The organism is Nitrosospira multiformis ATCC 25196 (genome assembly GCF_000196355.1).
Classification (GTDB): Bacteria; Pseudomonadota; Gammaproteobacteria; order Burkholderiales; family Nitrosomonadaceae; genus Nitrosospira; species Nitrosospira multiformis.
This window is the reverse complement of the sequence record NC_007614.1, coordinates 2,514,125-2,537,602: the sequence shown is the minus strand read 5'-3', so window position 1 is coordinate 2,537,602 and position 23,478 is coordinate 2,514,125. Positions and strand designations below refer to the sequence as shown.

The 23,478-nt window shown below is 52.9% G+C and carries 20 protein-coding genes and 1 tRNA gene; 15 read left to right on the top strand and 6 right to left on the bottom strand.

Going from position 1 to position 23,478, the window contains the following annotated elements; translation table 11 throughout:
* Nucleotides 1-69: 69 nt before the first annotated feature.
* From NMUL_RS11650 to uvrA, 5 genes are all read right to left on the bottom strand, one after another.
* Nucleotides 70-648 (bottom strand): NUDIX domain-containing protein, encoded by a 579-nt coding sequence (locus NMUL_RS11650; RefSeq protein WP_041352584.1) that lies wholly within the window; start codon nucleotides 646-648, stop codon nucleotides 70-72.
* 143 nt (nucleotides 649-791) lie between these two features.
* Nucleotides 792-2,093 carry a phosphate regulon sensor histidine kinase PhoR gene (phoR, locus tag NMUL_RS11645; protein ID WP_011381530.1) on the bottom strand — a complete coding sequence of 434 codons (1,302 nt, stop codon included), beginning with the start codon at nucleotides 2,091-2,093 and terminating at the stop codon, nucleotides 792-794.
* Between the two features lie 40 nt (nucleotides 2,094-2,133).
* Nucleotides 2,134-2,838, bottom strand: coding sequence for a phosphate regulon transcriptional regulator PhoB (gene phoB, locus NMUL_RS11640; RefSeq protein ID WP_011381529.1), 705 nt, complete (start codon nucleotides 2,836-2,838; stop codon nucleotides 2,134-2,136).
* A 182-nt stretch (nucleotides 2,839-3,020) separates the two neighbouring features.
* The gene (locus NMUL_RS11635; protein WP_011381528.1) at nucleotides 3,021-4,376 is read right to left on the bottom strand and encodes a glycerate kinase type-2 family protein; all 1,356 of its coding nucleotides are present in this window, start codon (nucleotides 4,374-4,376) and stop codon (nucleotides 3,021-3,023) included.
* 25 nt (nucleotides 4,377-4,401) lie between these two features.
* Nucleotides 4,402-7,236 (bottom strand): excinuclease ABC subunit UvrA, encoded by a 2,835-nt coding sequence (uvrA, locus tag NMUL_RS11630; RefSeq protein ID WP_011381527.1) that lies wholly within the window; start codon nucleotides 7,234-7,236, stop codon nucleotides 4,402-4,404.
* A 112-nt stretch (nucleotides 7,237-7,348) separates the two neighbouring features.
* On the opposite strand from uvrA, the gene NMUL_RS11625 reads away from it, so the two are divergent.
* From NMUL_RS11625 to rlmD, 13 genes are all read left to right on the top strand, one after another.
* Complete coding sequence (locus NMUL_RS11625; protein ID WP_011381526.1) at nucleotides 7,349-8,734, top strand: MFS transporter; 1,386 nt, start codon at nucleotides 7,349-7,351, stop codon at nucleotides 8,732-8,734.
* Nucleotides 8,735-9,193: a single-stranded DNA-binding protein gene (gene ssb / locus NMUL_RS11620; protein WP_011381525.1), complete on the top strand. Its 459-nt coding sequence runs from the start codon at nucleotides 8,735-8,737 to the stop codon at nucleotides 9,191-9,193.
* A 468-nt stretch (nucleotides 9,194-9,661) separates the two neighbouring features.
* The gene (locus NMUL_RS11615) at nucleotides 9,662-11,065 is read left to right on the top strand and encodes a hypothetical protein (protein WP_011381524.1); all 1,404 of its coding nucleotides are present in this window, start codon (nucleotides 9,662-9,664) and stop codon (nucleotides 11,063-11,065) included.
* Between the two features lie 2 nt (nucleotides 11,066-11,067).
* The gene (locus tag NMUL_RS11610; RefSeq protein WP_011381523.1) at nucleotides 11,068-12,024 is read left to right on the top strand and encodes a phosphoribosyltransferase-like protein; all 957 of its coding nucleotides are present in this window, start codon (nucleotides 11,068-11,070) and stop codon (nucleotides 12,022-12,024) included.
* 12 nt (nucleotides 12,025-12,036) lie between these two features.
* A complete protein-coding gene (locus NMUL_RS11605) occupies nucleotides 12,037-14,052 on the top strand; it encodes an ORC-CDC6 family AAA ATPase (protein WP_011381522.1) in 2,016 nt (671 codons plus the stop codon).
* Nucleotides 14,053-14,057: 5 nt separating this feature from the next.
* Entirely contained in the window at nucleotides 14,058-15,005 is a 948-nt protein-coding gene (locus NMUL_RS11600; protein ID WP_041353237.1) for a hypothetical protein, read from the top strand.
* 159 nt (nucleotides 15,006-15,164) lie between these two features.
* Nucleotides 15,165-15,461 carry a ComEA family DNA-binding protein gene (locus NMUL_RS11595; protein WP_041352583.1) on the top strand — a complete coding sequence of 99 codons (297 nt, stop codon included), beginning with the start codon at nucleotides 15,165-15,167 and terminating at the stop codon, nucleotides 15,459-15,461.
* A 163-nt stretch (nucleotides 15,462-15,624) separates the two neighbouring features.
* Nucleotides 15,625-16,512 (top strand): cysteine synthase CysM, encoded by an 888-nt coding sequence (gene cysM / locus NMUL_RS11590; RefSeq protein ID WP_011381519.1) that lies wholly within the window; start codon nucleotides 15,625-15,627, stop codon nucleotides 16,510-16,512.
* A 248-nt stretch (nucleotides 16,513-16,760) separates the two neighbouring features.
* Entirely contained in the window at nucleotides 16,761-18,854 is a 2,094-nt protein-coding gene (locus NMUL_RS11585; RefSeq protein ID WP_011381518.1) for an AsmA family protein, read from the top strand.
* Nucleotides 18,851-19,075: a hypothetical protein gene (locus NMUL_RS11580; protein ID WP_011381517.1), complete on the top strand. Its 225-nt coding sequence runs from the start codon at nucleotides 18,851-18,853 to the stop codon at nucleotides 19,073-19,075. The genes NMUL_RS11585 and NMUL_RS11580 overlap by 4 nt, the downstream gene beginning before the upstream one ends.
* A gap of 17 nt (nucleotides 19,076-19,092) precedes the next feature.
* A complete protein-coding gene (locus NMUL_RS11575; RefSeq protein ID WP_011381516.1) occupies nucleotides 19,093-19,515 on the top strand; it encodes a YdbL family probable chaperone protein in 423 nt (140 codons plus the stop codon).
* A 58-nt stretch (nucleotides 19,516-19,573) separates the two neighbouring features.
* On the top strand, nucleotides 19,574-20,377 hold the full coding sequence (locus tag NMUL_RS11570; protein ID WP_011381515.1) for a 3'-5' exonuclease: 804 nt from the start codon (nucleotides 19,574-19,576) through the stop codon (nucleotides 20,375-20,377).
* Nucleotides 20,378-20,500: 123 nt separating this feature from the next.
* On the top strand, nucleotides 20,501-21,820 hold the full coding sequence (rlmD, locus tag NMUL_RS11565; protein WP_011381514.1) for a 23S rRNA (uracil(1939)-C(5))-methyltransferase RlmD: 1,320 nt from the start codon (nucleotides 20,501-20,503) through the stop codon (nucleotides 21,818-21,820).
* Nucleotides 21,821-21,928: 108 nt separating this feature from the next.
* Here the strand turns inward: rlmD and NMUL_RS11560 are convergent, their stop codons facing one another.
* Complete coding sequence (locus NMUL_RS11560; RefSeq protein WP_011381513.1) at nucleotides 21,929-22,624, bottom strand: Bax inhibitor-1/YccA family protein; 696 nt, start codon at nucleotides 22,622-22,624, stop codon at nucleotides 21,929-21,931.
* 177 nt (nucleotides 22,625-22,801) lie between these two features.
* On the opposite strand from NMUL_RS11560, the gene NMUL_RS11555 reads away from it, so the two are divergent.
* Together NMUL_RS11555 and NMUL_RS16215 are read left to right on the top strand one after the other, a co-directional pair.
* A tRNA-Ser gene (locus NMUL_RS11555) sits at nucleotides 22,802-22,889 on the top strand.
* Between the two features lie 437 nt (nucleotides 22,890-23,326).
* Nucleotides 23,327-23,464: a hypothetical protein gene (locus tag NMUL_RS16215; protein ID WP_011381512.1), complete on the top strand. Its 138-nt coding sequence runs from the start codon at nucleotides 23,327-23,329 to the stop codon at nucleotides 23,462-23,464.
* Nucleotides 23,465-23,478: the final 14 nt, after the last annotated feature.

Below are 23,478 nucleotides of genomic sequence, written 5' to 3'. Positions count from 1 at the left end.
AGTTTTTTAGGCCAAAAGCTTTGGGCAGCCGAACCACCTGATTTGTACAATCTCTGCTACTTTTCTCTTCTATTCCTTTACTGCCCACTCGCCTCTCAATATCTTCTCCGCCCAGAACAAACCTGACACCGATTTATTGTCGGTAATTTTTCCTTCCTTTATCCATTCCAGTGCTTCTGCCGGCGGCAGGGTAAATATCTCCAGGTATTCTCCATCATCGAGGTTTGCCCCCTCAAAGGTGAGTTCCTGTGCGAGATAGTAGATCAGTTTTTCATTCGAGTAACCGATGCAGGGATGCAGGGTAGTGATATAACGCCAGCTTTTCGCTGTATAACCGGTTTCTTCCAGCAGTTCCCGTTGCGCGCATGCAAGTGGATCCTCCCCGGAGTCGATTTTTCCAGCGGGCAATTCGTAAAAATCCCGATGCAGCGGGTAGCGGAACTGACGTTCCAGCACCAGTTCGCCATTGTCGAGCAATGGGATAATGACCACCGCGCCAGGGTGGGCGATGTACTCGCGTATTTTCACTTTGCCGTCTGGGAGGCGTGCATGGTCCTGATAGACATGCAGGAGGTCGCCTTCAAAAACCTTCTGACTGCTGACGGTGGTCTCGGTAAGGTCGGGATGTTCAGGCCGGGTTCTGGACATAGGAACGGTACGTCTCTTCATGCGATGGATAGGGATATATTGTCCGCGGCGGGATCTGTTTGTTCCACTGCTCGTTGCATCCGTTATCCGCTTTCCGGGGAAATGGTATTCAGCCGATTATACCGCGCGCAGCAGGCTACTATTTACTCACCTTGCTGTATCAGAAGCCGGGTAGCCGGAAACACTGCGCTGAAGCGACTGCCTTTGCCCGGTTCGCTGGTAATTTCCAGCTTCGCCTGGTGACCGCTGAGCACGTGCTTGACAATGGCAAGACCGAGGCCGGTGCCTCCGGTTTCACGCGATCGGCCACGGTCGACGCGATAAAAACGCTCCGTCAGGCGCGAGATATGTTCGGGTTCAATCCCTATCCCCGTGTCCTGCACCGAAAATACACCTTTCCCGTCCTGAATTGCCCAGCGCAGCGTTATATTCCCTCCATCAGGAGTATAGCGTATGGCATTGCTGATCAGATTGATGAAGGCGCTGCGCAGGTCAAACAGGTTGCCCAGGAGTTTTGTGGTTGTATCGAGCTCGAGCGTGATGCGATGGTGTCCTCCACTCAGGGATTTCGCTTCCTCATACAGCGTTCGCAACATTTCCGGTATGTTGACGTGCTCCTCGCGCACCTGGTTTTCCGTATTCTCGAGCCTCGACAGAGTCAACAGATCCTCCACCAGGCTTTGCATGCGTCGCGTCTGCTCGCTCATCAATTCCAATGCCCATTTGCGGGTATCGGGATCGGGTTGATTATCGTCCGACAGCGTTTCGAGAAACCCACCGATGACGGTCAAAGGCGTGCGCAGTTCATGCGAGACGTTGGCGACAAAATCGCGGCGCATGGTCTGGATTCTTTCAAGCTTGGTTATATCACGGCTGAGGAGCAGTTTCTGCTTGTCGCCATAAGGAACGAACTGCAGCGAGAGCGTCAACTCGTGCTGCCGCGGTTGTTTGATCACCAGGGGTTCCTTGTAATTCCGCGCGGCAAGATATTCCGCGAACTGGGTTTGACGCATCAGATGCGTGATATGCTGCCCGGTATCGAGACTGGCATTGATGCCCAGATGTTTTTCGGCCACTGGATTGCACCATTCGATGCGGTCCATTTCATCGAGGATGACCACTCCCTCGGGCATGGCTGAGGTGGCGCTCCGCAGGCGCTCCAGAGCGGAACTGAGGTTTTGGTGGGTTTGTTTTTGATCGCGCATGAGCCGGGCCAGGCGCGCGAATACATCTCCCCATCTGCCGGAGCTGTCGGGTAGCACAGCTTCTTCACTACGAAGCCAGCGGTCCAGGCGCTTCAGATTGTGCGAGTGGCGCAGGACCAGCAGGAACAGAACAACGACATAAAATGTCAGCGCCGCGGCTGCGCCGGACACAGTCATCAGTACTCCGCTTACAACGGCAATCAGTACGAGATTGGCAAAATGCCCCCAGAAACCGGACACGAACGTCAGTTGGAACGATTACAACAGATCATTCCCGCTTTCATCCCGCGTTCACTGCTTGACCTGCCGAAAGGCGATAGCCGGAGCCCCGCACTGTCTGCACCAGTCCATCCTTGTCGACGTTTTCGAGGGCCTTGCGCAGGCGGCGGATATGCACATCCACGGTACGGTCCTCGACAAATACATGATCGCCCCATACCTGATCGAGCAATTGGGAACGGCTATGTACCCGTTCGGAATGAGTCATGAGATAGTGCAGCAAGCGGAATTCGGTGGGCCCGAGCACGACTTCAATCTCATTCGCAGTGACGCGATGGGTGGCCGAATCCAGGCGCAGTCCACCGATCTCCACAACATCGTCGGCGGCTTCGGGAGCGCGCCGCCGTAGCACGGCCTTGATTCTCGCCAGCAGTTCCCGGGGCGAAAAAGGCTTGGTAATGTAATCGTCGGCGCCGCTTTCCAGGCCGGTCACCTTGTCGCTCTCGTCCGCACGGGCGGTGAGCATAATAATGGGAATATCCTTTGTGCGGGCAGCGCGCCGCAGCATGCGGGCAAAATCGGCGCCACTCATCCCGGGCAGCATCCAATCCAGGAGCACCAGGTCGGGTAGCGTATGATTGATGATTTTCATGGCTTCCTCTGCGTTTTTTGTCGAGGAAACCGTATGCTTGGCCTGCCGAAGACTATATGAGATCAGCTCCTGGATCGCGGGTTCATCTTCCACCACCAGTATCGTTGCTGCCATTAGATCATTCCTTCTGTCGTCAGAATCTTCTCCGTTTTTGATTTTTTCTTATATTTCGATGATATGTAAACAGTATTGCGATTTTGTGACATTTGCAAGCAGCGAAAGATTCCGCAATAGGTATCATCAAGCCGAAAGGAGGTTCCGGCGCCATCTAGGGATGCGGACCTCCTGCCGAAGATTTACAAAATCAGTATGACGCGGTAGTCGTTGACGTTGGTTCGGGTCGGGCCGGTCGTGACCAGATCGCCCAGTGCTTCAAAGAAGGCATAGGCATTATTACAGGTCAGCAAGGATGAAGGGTTCATGCGCTGATCGGTGGCACGCCTGAGGGAGTCCGGGGTGATGAGCGCGCCTGCATTGTTTTCAGTACCGTCTATGCCATCGGTATCGCATGCGAGCGCATAGATGTTTGCGGCACCGTTCAGCTCGATAGCGAGCGACAGCAGGAACGTGGTATTGCGGCCCCCCCGTCCCTCCTTCTTATATCCTTGTTCATTTTCCCGCAATGTGACTGTCGTTTCGCCTCCTGAGATCAGGGCTACCGGCCGCTTCCACGGCCGCCCATATTGCCGCACTTCCTTCGCCATCGCGGCGAAGACCTTCGCCACCTCGCGTGCTTCCCCGGTAACGGAATCTCCCAGCACTACAGCTGGAATTCCTTGGGCACAAAAATATTCTGCAGCTGCCACGAGTGAAGCATGCGCTGTTGCAATCACCCGGTTTTCCACTTGATCGAAAACGGCCTCCCCTGGTTTGGGCGTCTCCCTGAGCCTGCCTTCCACTCCTGCACGCAACGTTTCCGTCACGGCTGCCGAGGCATTGATTTTATAGTGTTCGAGTATGGCGAGCGCATCGGAGAACGTCGTGGGATCAGGTGCGCAGGGGCCGGAAGCAATATGGGTCGGATCGTCTCCTGTCACATCGGAAATGATCAGCGCCAATACCGGCGCACGGCTCAAAGCCGCCAATCGCCCGCCCGCTGTCGCAGAGAGATGCTTTCGTACAGTATTGATTTCCTGGATGGCTGCACCGCTGCGCAGCAGTTGGGTAGTGACATCGCGGAGATCATTGAGCGATATGCCGGTTACCGGTACCGACAGAAGACTGGAGCCGCCCCCACTCAGCAAGCACAGCAGGAAATCGCCAGCTCCCAGTTTTTCTATTTCCGCCAGAATGGCACGAGCCCCTTGCTCCCCGCTTTCGTCGGGCAGCGGATGGCCTGCTTCTATCAACCGGATTCGCTCGAGGGGCAGGCCGTGACCATAGCGGGTGAGTACGATTCCGCTCAAAGGCATCTCTTGAGGCCAATGGGTTTCCACAGCCTGCGCCATTGCCGCCGCAGCCTTGCCTGCACCTACCACCAGGGCTCGTCCCTCGACATGGCCCCTGATATGGTCCCTAATGCAGCCTTCATGCTGTTTGACTGCAAGCGCGCACGATGATACGGAAGCAAGATGCGGGGATACGACACGCAACGGATCGGCTGCGGCGAGCGCGGCCTCGAAGCTGTTGAGCAGGAGTGCCCGAGCATTCATCACGCGCCTCGATCTCTCAATGCATTCAGGCGGTCGCGTGAAGATTCTCCAGCATGCCCCTGAGGTGATGCCCGGTAAAGCTTCTTTCATTCGCTGCTATTTCCTCCGGCGGACCCTGTGCGATGATTTCACCGCCCCCTTCGCCGCCTTCGGGGCCGAGATCGATAATCCAGTCCGCAGTCTTGATCACATCCAGGTTGTGTTCGATCACGACCACTGTATTGCCATGGTCGCGCAATCGATGCAACACTTTGAGCAGGAGGTCGATATCCTGGAAATGAAGCCCGGTGGTGGGTTCATCCAGAATGTAGAGCGTACGTCCGGTATCCCGTTTGGAGAGCTCCAGCGACAGTTTCACCCGTTGCGCTTCGCCGCCTGAAAGCGTCGTTGCCGATTGGCCCAGGCTGATGTAACCCAGGCCGACATCCAGCAAGGTCTGGAGCTTGCGCGCCACCACGGGTACGGGACTGAAAAATTCATGCGCCTGCTCTACCGTCATCTGCAGGATTTCATGAATGTTTTTTCCCTTGTATTGAATCTCCAGCGTTTCGCGGTTGTAGCGCTTGCCGTGGCAGACATCGCACGATACATAGATATCGGGGAGAAAGTGCATTTCCACCTTGATCATGCCGTCACCCTGGCAGGCTTCGCAACGCCCCCCCTTCACATTGAACGAAAACCGCCCCGGTCCATAGCCGCGTTCCCGCGCCTGCGGCACACCCGCAAATAACTCCCGGATCGGAGTGAACAAGCCGGTATAAGTGGCTGGATTCGAGCGTGGCGTGCGTCCGATGGGGCTTTGGTCCACGCTGATCACTTTGTCGAAAAACGCCAGTCCTTCCAGATTCTGATAGGGAGCGGGTTCTGTTGCGCTGCCATAAAGATGCCGGGCAGCGGCTTGATAGAGCGTTTCGTTGATGAGAGTGGATTTACCCGAGCCGGATACACCGGTAACGCAAACGAACAATCCCACGGGCAGGTTCAGGGTGACGTTTTTCAGGTTGTTTCCGGATGCGCCTTCAATCCGCAGCCAGCGGTCATTTTTCGGTTCGGTGCGTTTTTCGGGCGTGCTTATGGTCAATTCGCCCGAAAGGTATTTTCCGGTAAGGGAACCGGCGTCGCGCTGGATAGCTTCCGGCGTACCCTGAGCGATAATGGCTCCACCATGCTCACCGGCTCCCGGACCCATGTCTATCACGTGATCGGCGGTCAGTATTGCATCCTGATCGTGTTCCACCACGATCACGCTGTTGCCGAGATCGCGCAGATTCTTGAGGGTTTTCAGCAGGCGGCTGTTGTCCCGCTGGTGCAGGCCGATGGAAGGCTCATCGAGCACATACATCACACCGGTGAGACCTGATCCGATCTGGCTGGCAAGCCGGATGCGCTGGGATTCCCCTCCGGACAAGGTATCGGCGGAGCGATCCAGCGACAGGTAGTCCAGTCCGACATTGTTGAGAAATGATATACGGCTTGAGATTTCCTTGATGATCTTCTCTGCAATGGCAAGCTTATGCCCGGTCAGCGTCACCTGGTCGAAAAAAACCTTTGCTTCTTTCAGCGGCAAAGCGTTGATTTCATATATTGCCATGCCGCCTACATGCACATGGCGAGCTTCCCGCCGCAAGCGGGTTCCGGCACATTCAGGGCAGAGCTGGGAATTCAGGTATTTCGCCAGTTCCTCGCGTACGGTAACTGAATCGGTTTCCTTGTAGCGCCGTTCCAGGTTGGGAAGGATTCCCTCGAACGTATGCTTGCGATAATTTCTCGATCCGTTTTCGTTCAGATACGAAAACGTGATTTTTTCATTGCCGGATCCATTCAGGATGAGATCCTGAATATGGCTGTTCAATTGCTCGAAAGGTATTTCCAGATCAAAATCGTAATGACTGGCCAGGCTCGCCAGTAATTGATGATAAAACTGGTTGCGCCTGTCCCATCCCTTGATGGCGCCGGCCGCCAGTGACAGATGCGGAAACGCGACGATCCGTTTGGGATCGAAGAAGGTGATTCTGCCCAGGCCATCGCATTTGGGGCAGGCGCCCATGGGGTTGTTGAACGAAAACAGACGGGGTTCGAGTTCGGGCAGCGAATAGCTGCATATCGGGCAACTGAACCTGGCTGAAAAAAGATGCTCTGCCCCGGAATCCATCTCTACCGCCAGTGCGCGCCCCTCGGCGTGGCGCAGGGCGGTTTCGAATGATTCCGCCAACCGCTGCTTCGAATCCGGTGAAACCTTGAGCCTGTCGATTACCACCTCGATCGTATGCTTCTGGTTTTTTTGCAGCTTGGGCAGGGCGTCGATTTCGTATACTTTCCCGTCGATCCGCAGCCGGATGAAGCCCTGCGCGCGCAGTTCATCGATCAACTCCACCTGCTCGCCCTTGCGCCCCACTACCAGTGGAGCAAGTATCATCAGCCGGGTATCCGGCGGCAGTCGCAGCACATGATCGACCATCTGGGAAACGCTCTGCACAGTCAGCGTGATGCCATGATCGGGGCACTGCGGATCTCCTACCCGTGCGAAAAGCAGGCGCAGGTAATCATGTATTTCAGTGACAGTGCCGACAGTCGAACGCGGGTTATGGGAAGTCGCCTTCTGCTCTATGGCTATGGCGGGCGATAATCCTTCAATCAGATCGACATCCGGTTTTTCCATCAATTGCAGGAACTGGCGGGCGTACGCTGAGAGCGATTCCACATAACGCCGTTGGCCTTCCGCATAGAGCGTGTCGAACGCCAGCGAAGACTTGCCCGAGCCGGACAGGCCCGTAATGACGACAAGCTTGTTGCGCGGCAAGTCGAGGTTGATGTTTTTGAGGTTGTGCGTGCGCGCACCGCGGATCTTGATGAGTTCCATTGACTCCTTTCGCTGACGGTCCGGCGCCTGCTCGTCCACCGAGGCAAGGCTACCTGAGAACCGGCCAAACCTGTTAATATACTCAAGTTTCCGCGTTTTCCCAATCTGATTCATGTCCCCCTCATCGTCTTCCGAGAAACTGTCACCCCCAGAGATACGCGCGATCGCGGGCCTGGCGAGTATTTACGGCCTCCGCATGCTGGGAATGTTCATCATTCTCCCGGTATTCGCGTTTTACGCCGAACATCTGCCGGGAGGCGACAATTACACGCTGGTCGGGATTGCACTGGGCGCGTACGGGTTGACGCAGGCGATATTGCAGGTTCCGTTCGGCTGGCTGTCTGATCGCTTCGGCCGCAAACCGGTGATTTATGGCGGCCTGCTCCTGTTCGCCCTGGGCAGTTTTGTCGCAGCCGCAGCAACGGATATTTACTGGGTAATCGCTGGCCGTGTCATCCAGGGAGCAGGGGCGATTTCGGCGGCTGTGATGGCGCTTGCCGCGGATCTCACACGCGAAGAACACCGCACCAAGGCAATGGCGGCGATCGGCATGACGATAGGAACTACCTTCGCGCTGTCTCTGGTCATTGCGCCGTCGCTCAACCGCATGATTGGCGTGCCCGGAATTTTCTTCATGACAGGGGTGCTGGTGCTGCTGGCGATGATCGTAGTTTCGCGGGTGGTTCCCAACCCGACAGACAGGCGGTTCCATTCGGATACGGAAGCGTCCGCAGGGGGAATTTTTAATGTCCTCCGAAATCCGGAACTGTTGCGCCTCGATTTTGGTGTCTTCGCATTGCACGCCGTACTGATGGCCCTATGGCTGGTGGTACCGCTATCGCTGCGGCAGGCAGGGCTGGCAGCGGATCATCACTGGCAAATCTATTTTCCCGCGCTGGTCATTTCCATGCTGCTGATCATTCCAGTGATCATCTATAGCGAAAAGAAGGCAAAGCTAAAGCAAGTGTTTGTCATATCCGTCGCTGTGCTGCTGGTAAGCCAGATCCTGCTGGCCTATACATTCGATTCGATATGGGGCACTGCGGGTGCGCTGCTGGTATTCTTCACCGCCTTCAATCTGCTGGAAGCGACGCTGCCTTCGCTCATTTCCAAGATCGCTCCCGTAGGGGCAAAAGGCACCGCCATCGGGGTCTATAGCAGTGTCCAGTTCCTGGGTACGTTTATTGGTGCCAGCGCCGGGGGCTATCTCTATCAGCATTACGGAAGTACCGCACTGTTTGCATTCTGCGGGGCGCTTCTCATGTTGTGGCTGATATTTGCCGTTACCATGAAGGCGCCCGCAGCTGTTCGTACCAGGATGTACCACGTGCAGGTAATGGATACCGGCACCGCCCACGGGCTTTCGCGGCAACTGGCGGCGCTGCCCGGTGTGCATGAGGCGCTGGTGCTTGCGAGCGAAGGGGTGGCTTACCTGAAAGTAGATATGCGTGGTTTTGATGAGCAGGGCGTTGCTCAATTACTTGGAGGGGAAGCATAAATGGCATCAGTCAACAAAGTCATACTCATCGGCAACCTCGGCAAGGATCCCGAGACGCGCTATATGCCGAACGGTGACGCGGTGACGAACATCACCGTGGCAACCACCGAGACCTGGAAAGACAAGAACGGCGAAAAGCAGGAAAAAACCGAGTGGCATCGCGTCACCTTCTACCGCAAGCTGGCTGAGATCGCAGGCGAATACCTCAAGAAAGGACGCTCCGTCTATGTCGAAGGACGACTCGAAACGCGCAAATGGACCGACAAGTCGGGTGTCGAACGCTATACCACCGATGTCATCGCCACCGATATGAAAATGCTTGGCAGCAAACCCGGCGGAGCCAGCTATGAAGCTCCGGAGAGGGAAGAGGGCGGATTCGCGCCGAGTTCATCCGGCGGCAGGGCGCCTGCCAGAAGCAGCACCGGGTTTGATGATATGGATGATGATATTCCGTTCTGAACAGCTTAATTAAATCGATCATAAAACGGCGTAGGCCCAAGTCCTACGCCGTTTTAATTTTTACTTGCTGTCTTGGTTTAGAAAGGTATTTATACGTCTAAAAACATTATTTGTGCAGCGAGTTTGGATCGGAACACAAGCATTGAACTTTTTGCATAGCTTAACCAGTTTTGATGGATGAAAATCTAACAATCTGGGGCAAAAGTTGATGAAAACACAATGCATCTTTCTCCTAGTCGTGGTCTTTGAAAAAGCTATTCCGGCCTAAACGAGTGAAAGAACTGAAAAATTCAAGACCTAATAAATACATCCGTCTCCCATCCGGGAAGTTCAATTCCAATACTATCAATGCCCTGCTTTCTGGTACATCCATTAAGAAGTTTTAAGAAGAGAAGCTTATTGATGCCAGTCGTTAATGAGATCTTCTCTTGGTGGCTTTATTGTTGGATTTGATGGGCAGATAGATTTGTGAATCTATCTGGATTAGAAGAAGTGTATTCTCAAAGGATGCCAGAAAAGATAGACACTTCGGAAATGCTAAATCTGCTCAAAACGGCATATATTACTACCGGCGAGCCGGTTGAAGTTGATTTTCGCTCGCTTGTCGATTGGGTAAAGATTGGAGACCAATACTCTCACCTACTTCATCCGTACCCAGCGAAACTTTTACCACACATAGCCAACTTTTTTTTACGTTGTAGTTCATTGGTTGGAAAGGAGGCGATGGTTTTGGATCCATTTTGCGGATCGGGAACAGTCGCTCTTGAAGCGTTTCTTGCTGGCCATACACCGCTAATAGCAGATGCAAATCCCTTGGCACTGTTGATCGCTAAAGTTAAGACAACTACATTTAATGAGACGGTCTTGGTACAACTTGCTAAGAGCATATGTTGTAGGGCAAAGTCTTTTCGAACCGCCCCAACGATACATGTTATAAACGATCATCTCTGGTATTCGCCGAGAATTAAAATTGCCCTCGAAAAGCTTGTGAGGGCAATTAGGGAATTGCCGAGAAATATCGAGCGGGAATTTTTTGAGCTTTGCTTATCAGTGACCGCACGCCGTCTCAGTTTTGCTGATCCACGCATTTCAGTGCCAGTGCGACTACGGATAAAACCTAGTCTTGGAAACGTAGCTTCTAAAATAATTTCCGAACGCTTGGAATGGCTTCAAGACGTTAACGTGATTGCAGAGTTCCAAAAAACTGTAGACACAAATATCCAACGAATCCAGCAGACTAATCGAGCTGCTAACGGTTGCCGGGCACGAACCAAAATCGTCGGTAGTGATGCTCGTGATCTCAGAGAGTCTGTCTCAGGCACAAAGCTTCAAGACAATTGCGTGGATTTGGTGATTACGTCGCCGCCTTATGGAAGTGCGCAAAAATATGTTCGTGCCAGCAGTCTTTCATTGAACTGGTTGGGCTATGCATCTCCAGACACACTAAAACATCTCGAACGTATCTCTATTGGGAGAGAGCATGTGCCGGCATCTTGGCAAATATCGAATGGAAGTCTTTCAAGTTCTTTCGAGAATCTTTTAGATCGGGTTGGGCAAAAAAATAGAACAAGGGAACGAATAACCAGGACGTACTTGATAGAGTTGCGGCAAGCAATGGTGGAAGTCGCGCGCGTAACCAAAGACGGAGGAACAATCATTGTAGTAGTAGGAAATAATCAGGTCTGTGGTGAAACCTTGAGGAATGATGAATACTTGAAGGAAGTGTTAACTGATCTTCGATTTGAGATAACCCTGCATTTGATTGATCACATAAAATCCCGTGGCTTGATGACAAAGAGAAACAAGACTGCTTCTATTATTTCACGGGAAAGTGTTCTCGTTTTCACGAAGAGTTTGTATAGAGGGAGCTAAACGTGCTTGACGAGATGTCACTGCTAGAGGACAAAATTCGAGTCCTTGTTCAGGAAGCCTGGGAAAGAGAAGTTCATTGGGCTGATATTGAGATGTGGCTCAGTAACTTTAAAGGCTCTTTCGAGAGCGGAGACGAAGAGAAGCGGTATGTACTTTTTTTATTGAGCAGGTACATGTATTTTAACAAGAGGCTAATTCGCGAAATGCTCCGCTCAATTTATCGAGATCACTTTGAATCGCCAATGTTGCAGCGGATACGCCGTAATCTCAATGGAACAAAGGATTTTTTGCTTGTACGCCAGCAGTATCACTCCGAGCTCCGGGCCACTCGTTTTGTTGGCATAGGTAACCCAGCCGAGAGTGGAGCACATTTATTGTATTACTTCCGGCAGGTGAATAATCTACAGAAAGATCTCTTCGCAGATTTCACTAGCGCCTTTGAGCCATGCAGAGATAACAATCAGCAGGGTTATCGGCAAAAGGATCCTACTGTCACGAGATTTGTTTTTTTTGATGATCTCGTTGGCTCCGGTACGCAGGTGGCCGAGTATTTGGAACCTTATCTCAACCTAATTCGAAAGGGAAGTCCTAATGTAGAAATGCGATTCATTTCCCTGTTTGGAACAACAACGGGATTGACCAAATTGGCTTCGCCTGCTTTATTCGGCTCACATGTGAGTTGTCTATTCGAACTAGATAACTCATATAAGGCTTTTTCCTCAGATTCACGTTATTTCCGAAGCGCTCCAGCATGGTTTAAGTTAGAACAACTAAAAAAAATCGCGGTAGGGTATGGAAAGGAACTGAACCGCAAATGGCCTACAGGCTACAGGCATGGGCAATTGCTGTTGGCATTCAGCCATAATACTCCTGACAATGCGCCGCCTATTTTTTGGTATAACGGCGAGAACATTCCTTGGCATCCGGTATTTGTCCGGTATGAGAAGTTCTATGACTAATTTAGGGCGAGGATGAAACAGGGAAATCCATTTGCATTGCTAAAGGCGTCCGACTACACAGACGATCAGATCAATACGCTCTGGGTTGAAATAGGTTCTGCGGCGATGAATCAAATCATCGAGCCTAAATCTCAACTATCAAAACTGATTCTAGGGGGCAAGGGTTCTGGTAAGACACATATATTGCGTTATTACTCCTATAAAGCAACTCGACTCCGCAATCCACAGCAAAATGGAATCGAGATTTTGAATAGGGAAAAGTTTCTTGCCATTTTTCTTCGTGCAAACGGCCTTGACGCCTCCCGCTTCGAGTTGATCAGCGATACGCCAGCAAAGTGGCGGCAAGCTTTCGCTACATACTTAGAGTTACGAATAGTCGAAAGTGTTTTAGATGCAATACTTGATGTTAGGCAATCTGCAAAAAACGAATCTTTCGACGACAAAGCTTTTATGCAGGAAATTTGCCGTGTGGTTTCAGATCCAGAGGTTCTGGCATTACAAACGGTTGATAAGTTTCAGTCATGGGTGCAACGAATCCGAGTTGACATTGATGAAAGAGTAAACAATGCTGCATTTATTGGAACACTGGAGCTACGGATTCCCTTTTCGGTTGGTGCTCTATGTTTAAATTTGCGGAAATGTATCGAGGTTTGGCATCCGCGTCTCCGCGGACTTTCATTAATCTATCTTCTTGATGAGATAGAGAATTTCTCTAAGCAGCAGCAGCAAGTCGTAAATAGCTTCATTCGGTACGCGGAGGGACGTGTTACTTTTAGAGTGGGTGGCAGACTCTATGCCATGAAGACCCATGCGACTATGGCAGACGGTGAAGAGAATCGAGAAGGTTCTGAGTTCAAAACTGTACATCTTGACGACATACTGAGAGCGTTCAAAGGTTATCCTGAGTTTGCAAGAAAGTTTGTCTACAAAAGATTAACGTCTGTCGGCTTGTCCGAGAACGATCTCGGTAGCTCAATGGGAGATTTTGATCCCAGTCGTCACTTCGCTGAAGTCGAATCGGGGAATGCCTATCAATCCTTCTTAAAGTCCTTCATTACAGAAGGTCAAGAAACTCATCTGCAAGCCTTTGAAACCGTTTTGTCCTTATGGCGTCAAAACGACGACAGAGGCAATCTTAATGTATCAGCCGTACTCACAGCTTTGGTGGAAGGATTTCCACTATTAATCCAGAAGCTGAATATACTTTGCTTCTGTAAGAAAGCTTCTAGGCCTTCAGATGCACGCGACGTTGCCAATGAGATCCGCGAGTCAGCAGTTAGGTTTCTTGACGGAGTCGCCGGCAAAAAGGATTCGTATACGATAGCGTACGGTCATTACGCTCAAGATCTAGTAGCACAACTGTGTAGAGACTACAAACGTTCACGCGGTGTTCCGTACGCTGGTTTTGACACTTTTGTGAGAATGTCTTGCGGAAATCCTCGGAATCTCCTGATCATTCTAGAACGCGCATATGCAATTGCGGCATTCAGGAATGAAGATTTCATCAAAGGTAGCCCGTTATCTGTCAATCGGCAAACGGAGGCAGCTTTAGAAGCGGCCCGGTTTGTGTTTGAGCAGGATGTAATACTCGGCACCGAAACGGAAGTGGTTCGTGAGTCCATAGCTAGGCTGGCTCAGTTACTTCGTACAGCACGATATTCCCTGAATGTTCCCGAAGTGTCACCGGCCGTAGTGAGTTTTGCTGATTCATATCTTACTGAGCCCGCTCGAACTATCCTTCGCGCAGCATTAAACTCATCATTTCTATTTGAACTGAGTGAAGGTCGTCCTGCTAGAAATAGCCAAGCCCTCAATCGCAAGATACAGATTAATCCTATACTTGCCCCAAGATGGGGCCTGCCGATTGCGCGTCGAGGAGATGTTTCGCTGTCACGAGAATTAGTAAATGCAATCTTTAAACCAGATGGTCGCAGGGAGTTTGATATGCTATTAGGCGCGCTTGAGTACCGCTGGAACAACCCGTTCTCCAAGTCACGAGCTCTAGTTGGGCAAACGGAATTGTTTTGAACAGGATGGATTATGCTTGTTTTTATCGACGTTCAGTTTCCGCTACCCGGATCGTAAACGAAATACCATTCTTTGACATCTTCGTTTCTGCATTTAACTCAAGTGATCGTGTCCGAGTTGTTTTTGACCAAATTCGGGCGAATAAGAAAATTTGGCTTATTCATCCTGAGTATGGGTATTTGCCACTGGAGGAGCCATCCGGTGGGGAGGTTGTACGTCCCCTCAATTTAGATGAGGTTGGGCAAGTAAATTCATTGATTTCAGCAATGGGGGACCTTACAAACAAGACTCTATGCATTGATGTTACCGGCTTTATGCGGCACGTTCTAGCATTTTTAATAGTTAAGTTGGCTTATTTGGGTCTTCGAGAATTTCAAGCAGTGTATTCAGAACCACAATATTACATGAAGCATGAGGATACCCATTTCACCACGACTACAAGCGGAACAGTCCGTCCCGTACGTGGAATGGCAGGTAGCAACTCGTCAACAAGCCGAGATTATCTCCTGCTCGGGGTAGGATTTGACAATAGACTAGTCAACGAAGTAGCAAGCACGCATGACAACGCTGTTGTGTTCCCAATATTTGCATTTCCCTCGCTCAGTCCTGATATGTATCAACAAAGCGTGATACGCGCCGCTGAAAGCGGTGAGGTGGCGTTATCCAATGATTGGAGGACAAATAGACGATTTGCTCCGGCAAATGATCCTTTTGCAACTGCAGCGGTGATCCAAGAGATTGTACGAGATATTGATCGTAAGGAAGTAGGAGCAAATATATATCTGTCACCGCTTGCAACAAAGGTGCAAGTTTTGGGATTTACGATTTTCTGGATCCTCGAAGGACGTGCGCGTAGTCGTGTCAGCTTAATCCTTCCCGAATGTGTAACTTATGCTCGAGAGACGAGTTCGGGCATCAATCGGCTATGGGTATACACTGTTGAGATGTTTTAAGGACAGTACCGACCTTCCTCGCCATGTTCTCAGGGAACGTTTGCCTTACCACTTAGCGAGCAGTTACGTTATATTTACGAAGCTATATCGCTCTTTCTTTCATCGGCGCATTTATCAATGACCCCGCTTTAGCCTTAACTCATACCTTAATGGATGATTATGAAAAAGTTGTTTCTACTTCTTGTCACGCTGTTCGTATTTAGCGGAGCGACATTCGCGGCTGTCAATATCAATACCGCTAGCCAGGCCGAACTGGAAAGTCTTCAGGGAATCGGCCCGGCCAAAGCCAAGGCGATCATCGACTATCGCAAGAAGAAGGGGTCTTTCAAGTCCGTGGACGATTTGCAGAACGTAAGCGGCATTGGTCCTGCCACGGTTCAGAAGCTACGCAAGGATATCACTGTCGGCGGCGGCACGGCGGGCAGGAAGGAGCACAAGCCTGCTGCCAGGGAATAATCCTCGCATACCGGTTGGTGCCGCAGAATGCGGAATGGGTAAAGGCTTGACCGCACCCATCTACTATCGCTAAGTTACGCTTTCATCTCATCTCCTACGATCACTACGCGCCACTCCGGCTACTGCGGGAATTCGTTGTGACGTTTCACAAGTCGGACAGGTCATGTTCAAAACCATAGAAGATTTTGTCGGCAATACGCCTCTGGTCAAGCTCAAACGCCTGCCAGGAAATACTACCAACACTGTCCTCCTGAAACTGGAAGGCAACAATCCGGCGGGTTCGGTAAAAGACCGTCCCGCTTTGTCGATGATTACGCGTGCGCAGGAGCGCGGGGAAATCAAGCCAGGCGATACGTTGATAGAGGCCACCAGCGGCAACACCGGCATCGCGCTCGCCATGGCGGCGGCAATCATGGGTTACCGCATGGTGCTGGTGATGCCCGAACATCTCAGCGTGGAGCGCCGGCAATCGATGAAGGCGTACGGAGCGGAAATCATACTGACTTCCAGAGAGGGCAGCATGGAAGAAGCGCGCGACGTGGCCGAGCGCATGCGCGACGAGGGGCGGGGAATCATCCTCGACCAGTTTTCCAGTCCCGATAACCCACGCGCCCATTACGAAGGTACTGCTCCCGAAATCTGGCGGGATACCGAAGGAAAAATTACTCATCTGGTGAGCAGCATGGGCACGACCGGAACGATCATGGGTTGCTCCCGCTACTTCAAGGAGAAGAAACCCGAGGTCCGGATCATTGGTGTACAGCCGGAAGAAGGCGCCCAGATTCCCGGTATCCGCAAATGGCCTGAAGCCTATTTGCCAAAAATCTATGACTCGAGCCGGGTAGACCGCATCATGCTGGTTTCCCAGAAGGAAGCCGAAGAAATGACGCGGCGACTTGCGTCCGAAGAGGGGATCTTTGCCGGAATTTCGTCGGGCGGCGCGCTCGCCGCGGCGCTCAAGGTTTCTGCGGAAACAGAAAATGCAACGATCGTCTCGATCGTTTGCGACCGAGGGGATCGTTACCTTTCCACCGGTGTTTTCCCTGCGTGATTACTGGTTTCAGGGGATAGACGGGTCGGAGACTATAGCAGGAGAGCAGCAATAGACTGGGGTTAGGCACGAATCCCAACATGGCCAATGGCAGGGGGACATATCGGGCTTCCCTCGTCATCTCCCTATAATAGAAGGAATAGAAGGGTGCAGGCTAAAGCCGCAGCCCATCACCGGAATTAGATGGGCTACGCTTCACTCCATTCATCCTGCAATCCCAACCAGCACAGCTTGTGCCTGGTCTGCAAATGACAAAATTCCTCATCAGGATACTGACAGCGTTCTTCCCCGCAGTGGTATCCGCGCAGGCTGCGTCTCTTACCTTTTCTGCAGAGGATATCCGCGGCCCCTTTTCCAATATCAAGGGGATCCGGATCACCCTCGCTGGCGCTCCTCCGGCGTCCTCGCTGAGGATGAAGCTGTCCGAGGTGGCGATACAGGGAAAGACCTGGCATAACCTGCATTTTTCTTGTGATCGATTTCGCACCAGCAGAGAGGAGATCAACTGTGATAGCGGTGCGCTGAGGTTGTCGGAGTCCGCGCCACTGCCCGTGTCATTTCGTTTGTCTGTTCCAGGCAGAACTCCCGACGTAAAAATCCTGGATGTGAGAATCAGAAACAGCGCAGGCAAGACAGGCGGGGGGTGGAAGCTGTCGCTTCGCACGGGAAGAGCAGGTTGGGAAGGTACGCTTGCCGCGGCTAACGGGGAGGTCGCGCAGTTCGTACAGTTGCTGCCGGTCAGTGAGAATGCCGTCCTGCCTTCATCCACGAAAGGGAAAATCAATGGTAAAGCGAAGCTGCGGGCTGACCTTGAGGGACTTGCTGACATCGATGCCCATCTGGCGGTGGAGGGCGTGGCCTTCAGTGATGTCAGCGGTTTGCATGCGGGTGAGAATATCAGTGTTATCCTCGATGCAAAGGCCAGGCGCACGCCAGGACAGATTCCCTCGCAGAACCCCCGGTTATGGGAGTGGCAGGCGGATGCGCAGTGGCCGCAAGGAGAAGTGTTCTGGCAGCCGCTCTATTTCGCTGCCCAGGGTCATCGTTTCAGCGGGCGTGGCGAACTCGATGATGGCATCCTTCGTCTCAGTGCGGGAAAACTTTCCCTGGCGGAGATCGGAGAGATCGATCTGTCCGGCAGCATGGGCTGGGGCACCAGCAGGCTGCACGATTTCGCCCTCGACGCGCCTGATCTCGAAATGGCGGGGTTGTACAGCCAGATCGTAAAACCTTTTCTGGTCAATACTTCTTTTTCCGCCTTGAAGACCGTCGGGCAGGCGGGAGTAAAGTGGCGATTCCGGAATGGTGTGAGCGAAATGCTCGATGTCGATCTGCGTGACGTGTCGCTGGAGGACGAGGGCGGGCGTTTTGCGCTGCGCGATATCAATACCCGCATCCCCCTGCGCGCGGATGCGCCGACGCAGGCCGCCATTACGATAGGGGGCGGTCACGTAAGCCGGCTGCCCGTGGGCCCAGTTCATATCCCCCTGGAAATAACCGGATTAAATGAACCGGGTTTTCGCATACCCCGAATGGAAGCCCCCTTGCTTGACGGCAAACTGACTCTGGAGAACTTCAGCGCCATCAGGCAAGCGCAGGGATCGCTTCCAGGCTGGCGTTGGCAGTTCAGCGGCGACCTCTCGTCCATATCCATGGAGCAGCTCACCCGCGCGCTCGGGATTCAGCCGATGCGCGGCACCCTTTCCGGAAAAATCCCCGGGGTGACATTCGACGGCTCCGCTGTTGAAGTGCAGGGCGCTCTGCTTCTCAACGTGTTTGATGGCACGGTACTGGTATGGAATCTGAAAGCGCTGGAGCCCTTCGGTTCCGCGCCCTCCCTCATGGCGGATGTGGACATGCGCAATCTCGATCTCGACCTGCTCACCGGCGCATTCTCATTCGGCAATATGGAAGGCCGCATAGATGTGGCCGTGCGTGATCTCGAGCTTTTTGACTGGAAGCCAGTGAAATTCGATGCCCGCCTGATGAGCAGCCCGGGCGATTACAGCCGCCGCATCAGCCAGCGGGCGGTGCAAAGCATTTCATCACTGGGTGGACTCGGCGCTGCCGCCGCAATCCAGCGCAGTTTCCTGCACGTCTTCGATGAATTCGGCTATTCGCAAATCGCGTGGAGCTGTACATTGCGCAATGGCGTCTGCAATATGGGGGGGATAGAATCGGAACCCTTGCCGCACGGATATCTTATCGTCAAGGGGGGCGGAATCCCGGCGATCACCGTGATAGGTTATAATCGCAGGGTGGACTGGCGGGAATTGGTAAGTCGTCTTCAACGGATTACGGACGCCAATGCCAAGCCTGTCCTTCAACAGGATAAACAATGAAGAACCTTTTGTTCCAGGCCGCTTCGCTGACCCTGGTCGGCGCGGTATCAACCGCCTGCGTCACCATCAATATTTATTTCCCTGCCGCCGCAGCCGAAAAAGCAGCAGACAAGATAATAGAAGAAGTGTGGCAACTCAAGAAACCGGAAGGGGGTGAGAAGACGGGGCCCGTTTCGCCTCCTCCTCCTTCTTCCCAACCTGCGGTAGAGCAGCAGCCATAACAGTAAAGGCAGATATCATGGTCAGTTCGATTTTCCGGGCAGCACTGTTGATGTTGCTGTCATTGATGCCGCTTGCCGGGCATGCACAGGCCAATATCGAAATCGATACCCCCGCAATAGCAAGCATCAAGCGGAGCATGCAGCAACGCCATAGCCAACTGGAGCCGTATTATTCAAGCGGAGCAATAGGCCTCACGCGTGATGGCCTCATTGTCATGCGGGACGCCAACGCGGTGCCGCTGGCCGCGCGGCAGTCGGTGAACGGATTGATCGCAGCGGAAAATCAGGACAGAAACGCCCTTTATCGCGAGATTGCCCGCGCCAATAGTCACCCGGAATGGGAATCGGATATTCGTTCCACGTTCGGCCAACGCTGGATCGAACTGGCGCGGAGCGGTTGGTGGTATCAGGGTGCAGACGGCGGATGGGTCAGGAAGTAAAGTCGGATTGCCGGGCACACTCAAAAACAGATGCGCAGGATCTACTTGAACGTCTAGCGTGACTCCCGTACTGGTTTTCGACATCGAGACTGTTCCCGATACAGAGGGATTGCGCAGGCTCTACAATCTTCCCCACGGGCTTCCAGCCGTCGACCTCGCCGAGATGGCCTTCCAGTCGCGTCGCCAGGCGATCGGAAGCGATTTTCTTCCCCTGCACCTGCAAAGAGTAGCAGCGATTTCCTGCGCGCTGCGTGACAAGGATGAATTCCGCGTATGGTCTTTGGGGAGCCCGGCGGATTCCGAAGCCGAACTCATACAGCGCTTCTTCGACGGCATAGAGAAATATAGTCCGCAACTGGTCTCCTGGAACGGAGGCGGGTTCGACTTGCCGGTACTGCACTACCGTAGCCTCATTCACGGGCTGAAGGCCCGGCGCTACTGGGACATGGGCGATGACGACCGCGATTTCAAATGGAACAACTATCTCAGCCGCTACCATACGCGCCATCTCGATCTGATGGATATCCTGGCGCTGTATCAGCCGCGCGCGAATGTTCCGCTGGATGAGCTGGCGAAGCTGATGGGTTTCCCGGGGAAGTCGGGGATGGATGGCTCCCAGGTCTGGAGCGCTTTCCAGAAAGGCGAAATTGCCGCCATTCGCAACTATTGCGAAACGGACGTGGTGAATACCTACCTTGTGTTCCTGCGCTTTCAGCTTATGCGCGGCACCTTCAACAACGAACAGTATCAACGTGAATGCGAGCTGGTTCGCTTCACCCTGAGCAAGTCTTCCGAGCCGCATTGGCAGGAATTTCTCGAACAGTGGTTCTGTTTGAGTGAAGCGTCTTCATTTCTGGATTGATCGACAGTTGCTGCGGCTGCTCATTCTCCTGCATGGAGGTTCGGCAGATTCCGGAAAGCATCCGAGGGTAGAATATCCAATCCTTCTGAACCCGTTCCCGATTTCGAACCTGCCAGTGTGAATATGACTGCTCCCGTTCTTATCGAATCCCTGGATCAGGAAGGCCGGGGCGTTGCGCATGCCGAAGGCAAGGTCATTTTCATCGAGGGCGCCCTGCCGGGAGAAGTCGTCACCTATAACGCCTATCGCAGAAAACCGAGCTTCGAACTTGCCCAGGTCGGTCAGATTCTCAAGCCTGCGTTTTCGCGGGTAACGCCGGAATGCCACCATTTCGGCATCTGCGGCGGTTGCAGCATGCAGCATATGGACGTTCGCACCCAGGTGGCGGCAAAACAGCGCGTGCTCGAAGATAACCTCAAGCACATCGGCAAGGTTGCACCCGAACTGGTATTGCCGGCGGTTTATGGATCACCCTGGGGCTACCGCTACCGGGCACGGTTATCAGTCCGGTATGTGGCAAAAAAAGGCGGCGTACTGGTCGGTTTTCATGAAAAGCGCAGCAGCTTCATTGCCGACATGCAGGCCTGCAGGATCATGCCGCCGCGTATTTCCGCCCTCATCATGCCATTACGAAAGCTGGTGGAAAGCCTGTCCATCCGCGAACGTCTGCCGCAGATTGAAGTTTCACTGGGCGAGGACGTGGATGTACTGGTCCTGCGCATTCTCGAACCCCTGACCGCGCAGGATGAAACCTTGCTCAAGGCTTTTGCCGACCAGCATCACGTTCAGCTTTTCCTGCAAACCGGCGGTCCTCAAACAGCTTATCCTTTCTATCCCGAAGACGCCCCGGAACTGAGTTATACGCTGCCGGAATTCGATGTAACCATTCCGTTTCATCCGACTGAGTTCACCCAGGTGAATCCGATGGTCAATCGCATACTGGTGCGGCGAGCGCTCAACCTGCTCGATCCCCGGCGGGGAGAACGCATCGCGGACCTGTTTTGCGGGCTGGGTAATTTCACTCTTCCCGTTGCGCGGCGCGGCGCGCAGGTAGTGGGCTATGAAGGCAGCGCGGCGCTTGTCTCCCGCGCCCGTCAAAATTCACAACGCAACGGCCTCGCGGGGAGTACGCGATTCATGGAAGCCAACCTGTTTGAAATCGATGAAAGTTGGATGCGTGAGCAGGGGGATTTCGACAAGATGCTGATCGATCCGCCGCGGGAGGGTGCTGTTGCCGTGGTGACCGCCCTCGAAGAGAAACAGCTCAAGCCCTGGCGCATCGTTTACGTCTCCTGCAATCCCGCCACACTGGCTCGCGACGCGAGCGTTCTGGTGCACAGGAATGGGTATGCGTTGAAAGCGGCGGGTGTCATCAACATGTTTCCGCATACCGCGCATGTGGAGTCCATCGCGCTGTTCGAGAAAGCCCGCAGGCAAGCTTGAGAGGCATGAAAAAAGGCGGCTGTTTCCAGCCGCCCCGGAGGTATTTCCGGATTCCCCTGGCTTGCTCCTGGGGCTTATCCTATAGTTTTTCCTATGGCGCTTTTCGCGTCAGTCTCTCTCGCCCGACAACGCCAGCAGCAGGTGCAGCAGGCTGGTGAAGAGGTTGTACAGGCTGAGGTAGATGCCCATGGTCGCCATCACGTAGTTGGTTTCCCCGCCGTTCACGATACGGCTTACATCAAACAGAATGAAACCGGAGAACAGCAGTACCGCAACTGCCGAAATGGCGAGCGAGGCTGCCGGTACGGCAAAGAACAGATTGGCGATCGACGCGATCATCAGGAGTATCAGCCCCACGAACAGGAAGTTCTGCATAAAGCCGAAATCCTTCTTCGTCACCGTGGCGATGGTGGCCAGCGTGAAGAAGATTGCTCCTGTTCCCGCGGCGGCGGTTGTGATGATCTGTGCGCCATTCTTGAAATGAAGCGCATACTGGAGCATCGGGCCCAGCCACCACCCGGCCACAAAAGTAAACAGGAACAGCAATCCGATTCCCACCACGCTGTTGCGGGTGGCGCTTACGCCAAACAGCAATCCCATCATGATGGCCAGCATCACCAGCGGTCCCATGATAGGCGCTTGCGCGAGGAACGCAAAGTTGGTGCTCATTCCGATCATCGCGCCGATCACCGTTGGGATCATGGTCAGGCCAAGCATCCAATAGGTATTGCGCAGTACCTTGTTGCGCTCGACTGCAAGTCCGGTTTGCACAGTCGGGCTGGAATATCGAAGTTCAGGTTGCATGACGTCTCCTTGGTTGACGAAACTTTACACGCATAAGACTACTCATCTTTATGGAAAGTTGCAATCCTGTCGTTATTGCAGGCGCATTGCTGGAAAAACAGGCCCCAAACGAGTATGATTCGCAGGCAGTTTCGGAGGCGTGGCCGAGCGGTTGAAGGCAGCCGTCCGAGAGTCAATGGAAGAGTGGCCGAGCGGTTGAAGGCACCGGTCTTGAAAACCGGCAATGGGCAACCATTCGTGGGTTCGAATCCCACCTCTTCCGCCATCCATCGCGTAAATACGCGGTTTCAAGTAAGTTGGAATTTATACCCACCATTAAAACCACCAAATTTTAGCCGGTTAATCAACGCGTTTTGATTTTAACTCAGGCCATTTCTCACTTTCTCATGCGGTTTTCGTAGTTTCCCGGTTTTTTCGAAGCTAACTGCTCCACACCTAGCTAATTTACCGGTGAGAACACAATGTCCATGAATGCGGGTTTATTCTCATCGGAGAGGACGGGGTTAATCAAAGAGGAGTGATTTACAAGGTAGATGTTATCTGTTGAGCCGAACGGAAAGAATGAGAAGAAAGAAGGCAGGCTCTTGTTGATGGATTTATGGATTAACAGTATTCAATTCATATAATCTGATTACATCTATATTGTTGCTAAAACATTGAATTTTTAATATTTTAACTGTTAAGTGAAACGAGGGCGGACAGTTGATCGGAGAATACGGCGTGGCAGGCAATCCCATCCAGGAGACCGTCTGGCTGGGCGACCTTCCCCTGGCTATCCTCAGATACGGCACCATCTACTACATCCATACCGATCACCTCAATACCTCGGCAGATTCATGATGCGATAGGCCAGG

Excerpts from the sequence above, each read along its gene's own strand:
- NMUL_RS11575 (WP_011381516.1), top strand. The coding sequence starts at position 19,093 with ATGGTCAGTTCGATTTTCCGGGCAGCACTGTTGATGTTGCTGTCATTG.
- NMUL_RS11625 (WP_011381526.1), top strand. The coding sequence starts at position 7,349 with ATGTCCCCCTCATCGTCTTCCGAGAAACTGTCACCCCCAGAGATACGC.
- ssb (WP_011381525.1), top strand. The coding sequence starts at position 8,735 with ATGGCATCAGTCAACAAAGTCATACTCATCGGCAACCTCGGCAAGGAT.
- cysM (WP_011381519.1), top strand. The coding sequence starts at position 15,625 with ATGTTCAAAACCATAGAAGATTTTGTCGGCAATACGCCTCTGGTCAAG.
- phoB (WP_011381529.1), bottom strand. The coding sequence starts at position 2,838 with ATGGCAGCAACGATACTGGTGGTGGAAGATGAACCCGCGATCCAGGAG.
- NMUL_RS11650 (WP_041352584.1), bottom strand. The coding sequence starts at position 648 with ATGTCCAGAACCCGGCCTGAACATCCCGACCTTACCGAGACCACCGTC.
- NMUL_RS11580 (WP_011381517.1), top strand. The coding sequence starts at position 18,851 with ATGAAGAACCTTTTGTTCCAGGCCGCTTCGCTGACCCTGGTCGGCGCG.
- NMUL_RS11585 (WP_011381518.1), top strand. The coding sequence starts at position 16,761 with ATGACAAAATTCCTCATCAGGATACTGACAGCGTTCTTCCCCGCAGTG.
- uvrA (WP_011381527.1), bottom strand. The coding sequence starts at position 7,236 with ATGGAACTCATCAAGATCCGCGGTGCGCGCACGCACAACCTCAAAAAC.
- NMUL_RS11605 (WP_011381522.1), top strand. The coding sequence starts at position 12,037 with ATGAAACAGGGAAATCCATTTGCATTGCTAAAGGCGTCCGACTACACA.
- NMUL_RS11635 (WP_011381528.1), bottom strand. The coding sequence starts at position 4,376 with ATGAATGCTCGGGCACTCCTGCTCAACAGCTTCGAGGCCGCGCTCGCC.
- NMUL_RS11560 (WP_011381513.1), bottom strand. The coding sequence starts at position 22,624 with ATGCAACCTGAACTTCGATATTCCAGCCCGACTGTGCAAACCGGACTT.
- rlmD (WP_011381514.1), top strand. The coding sequence starts at position 20,501 with ATGACTGCTCCCGTTCTTATCGAATCCCTGGATCAGGAAGGCCGGGGC.
- NMUL_RS11595 (WP_041352583.1), top strand. The coding sequence starts at position 15,165 with ATGAAAAAGTTGTTTCTACTTCTTGTCACGCTGTTCGTATTTAGCGGA.
- NMUL_RS11600 (WP_041353237.1), top strand. The coding sequence starts at position 14,058 with ATGGATTATGCTTGTTTTTATCGACGTTCAGTTTCCGCTACCCGGATC.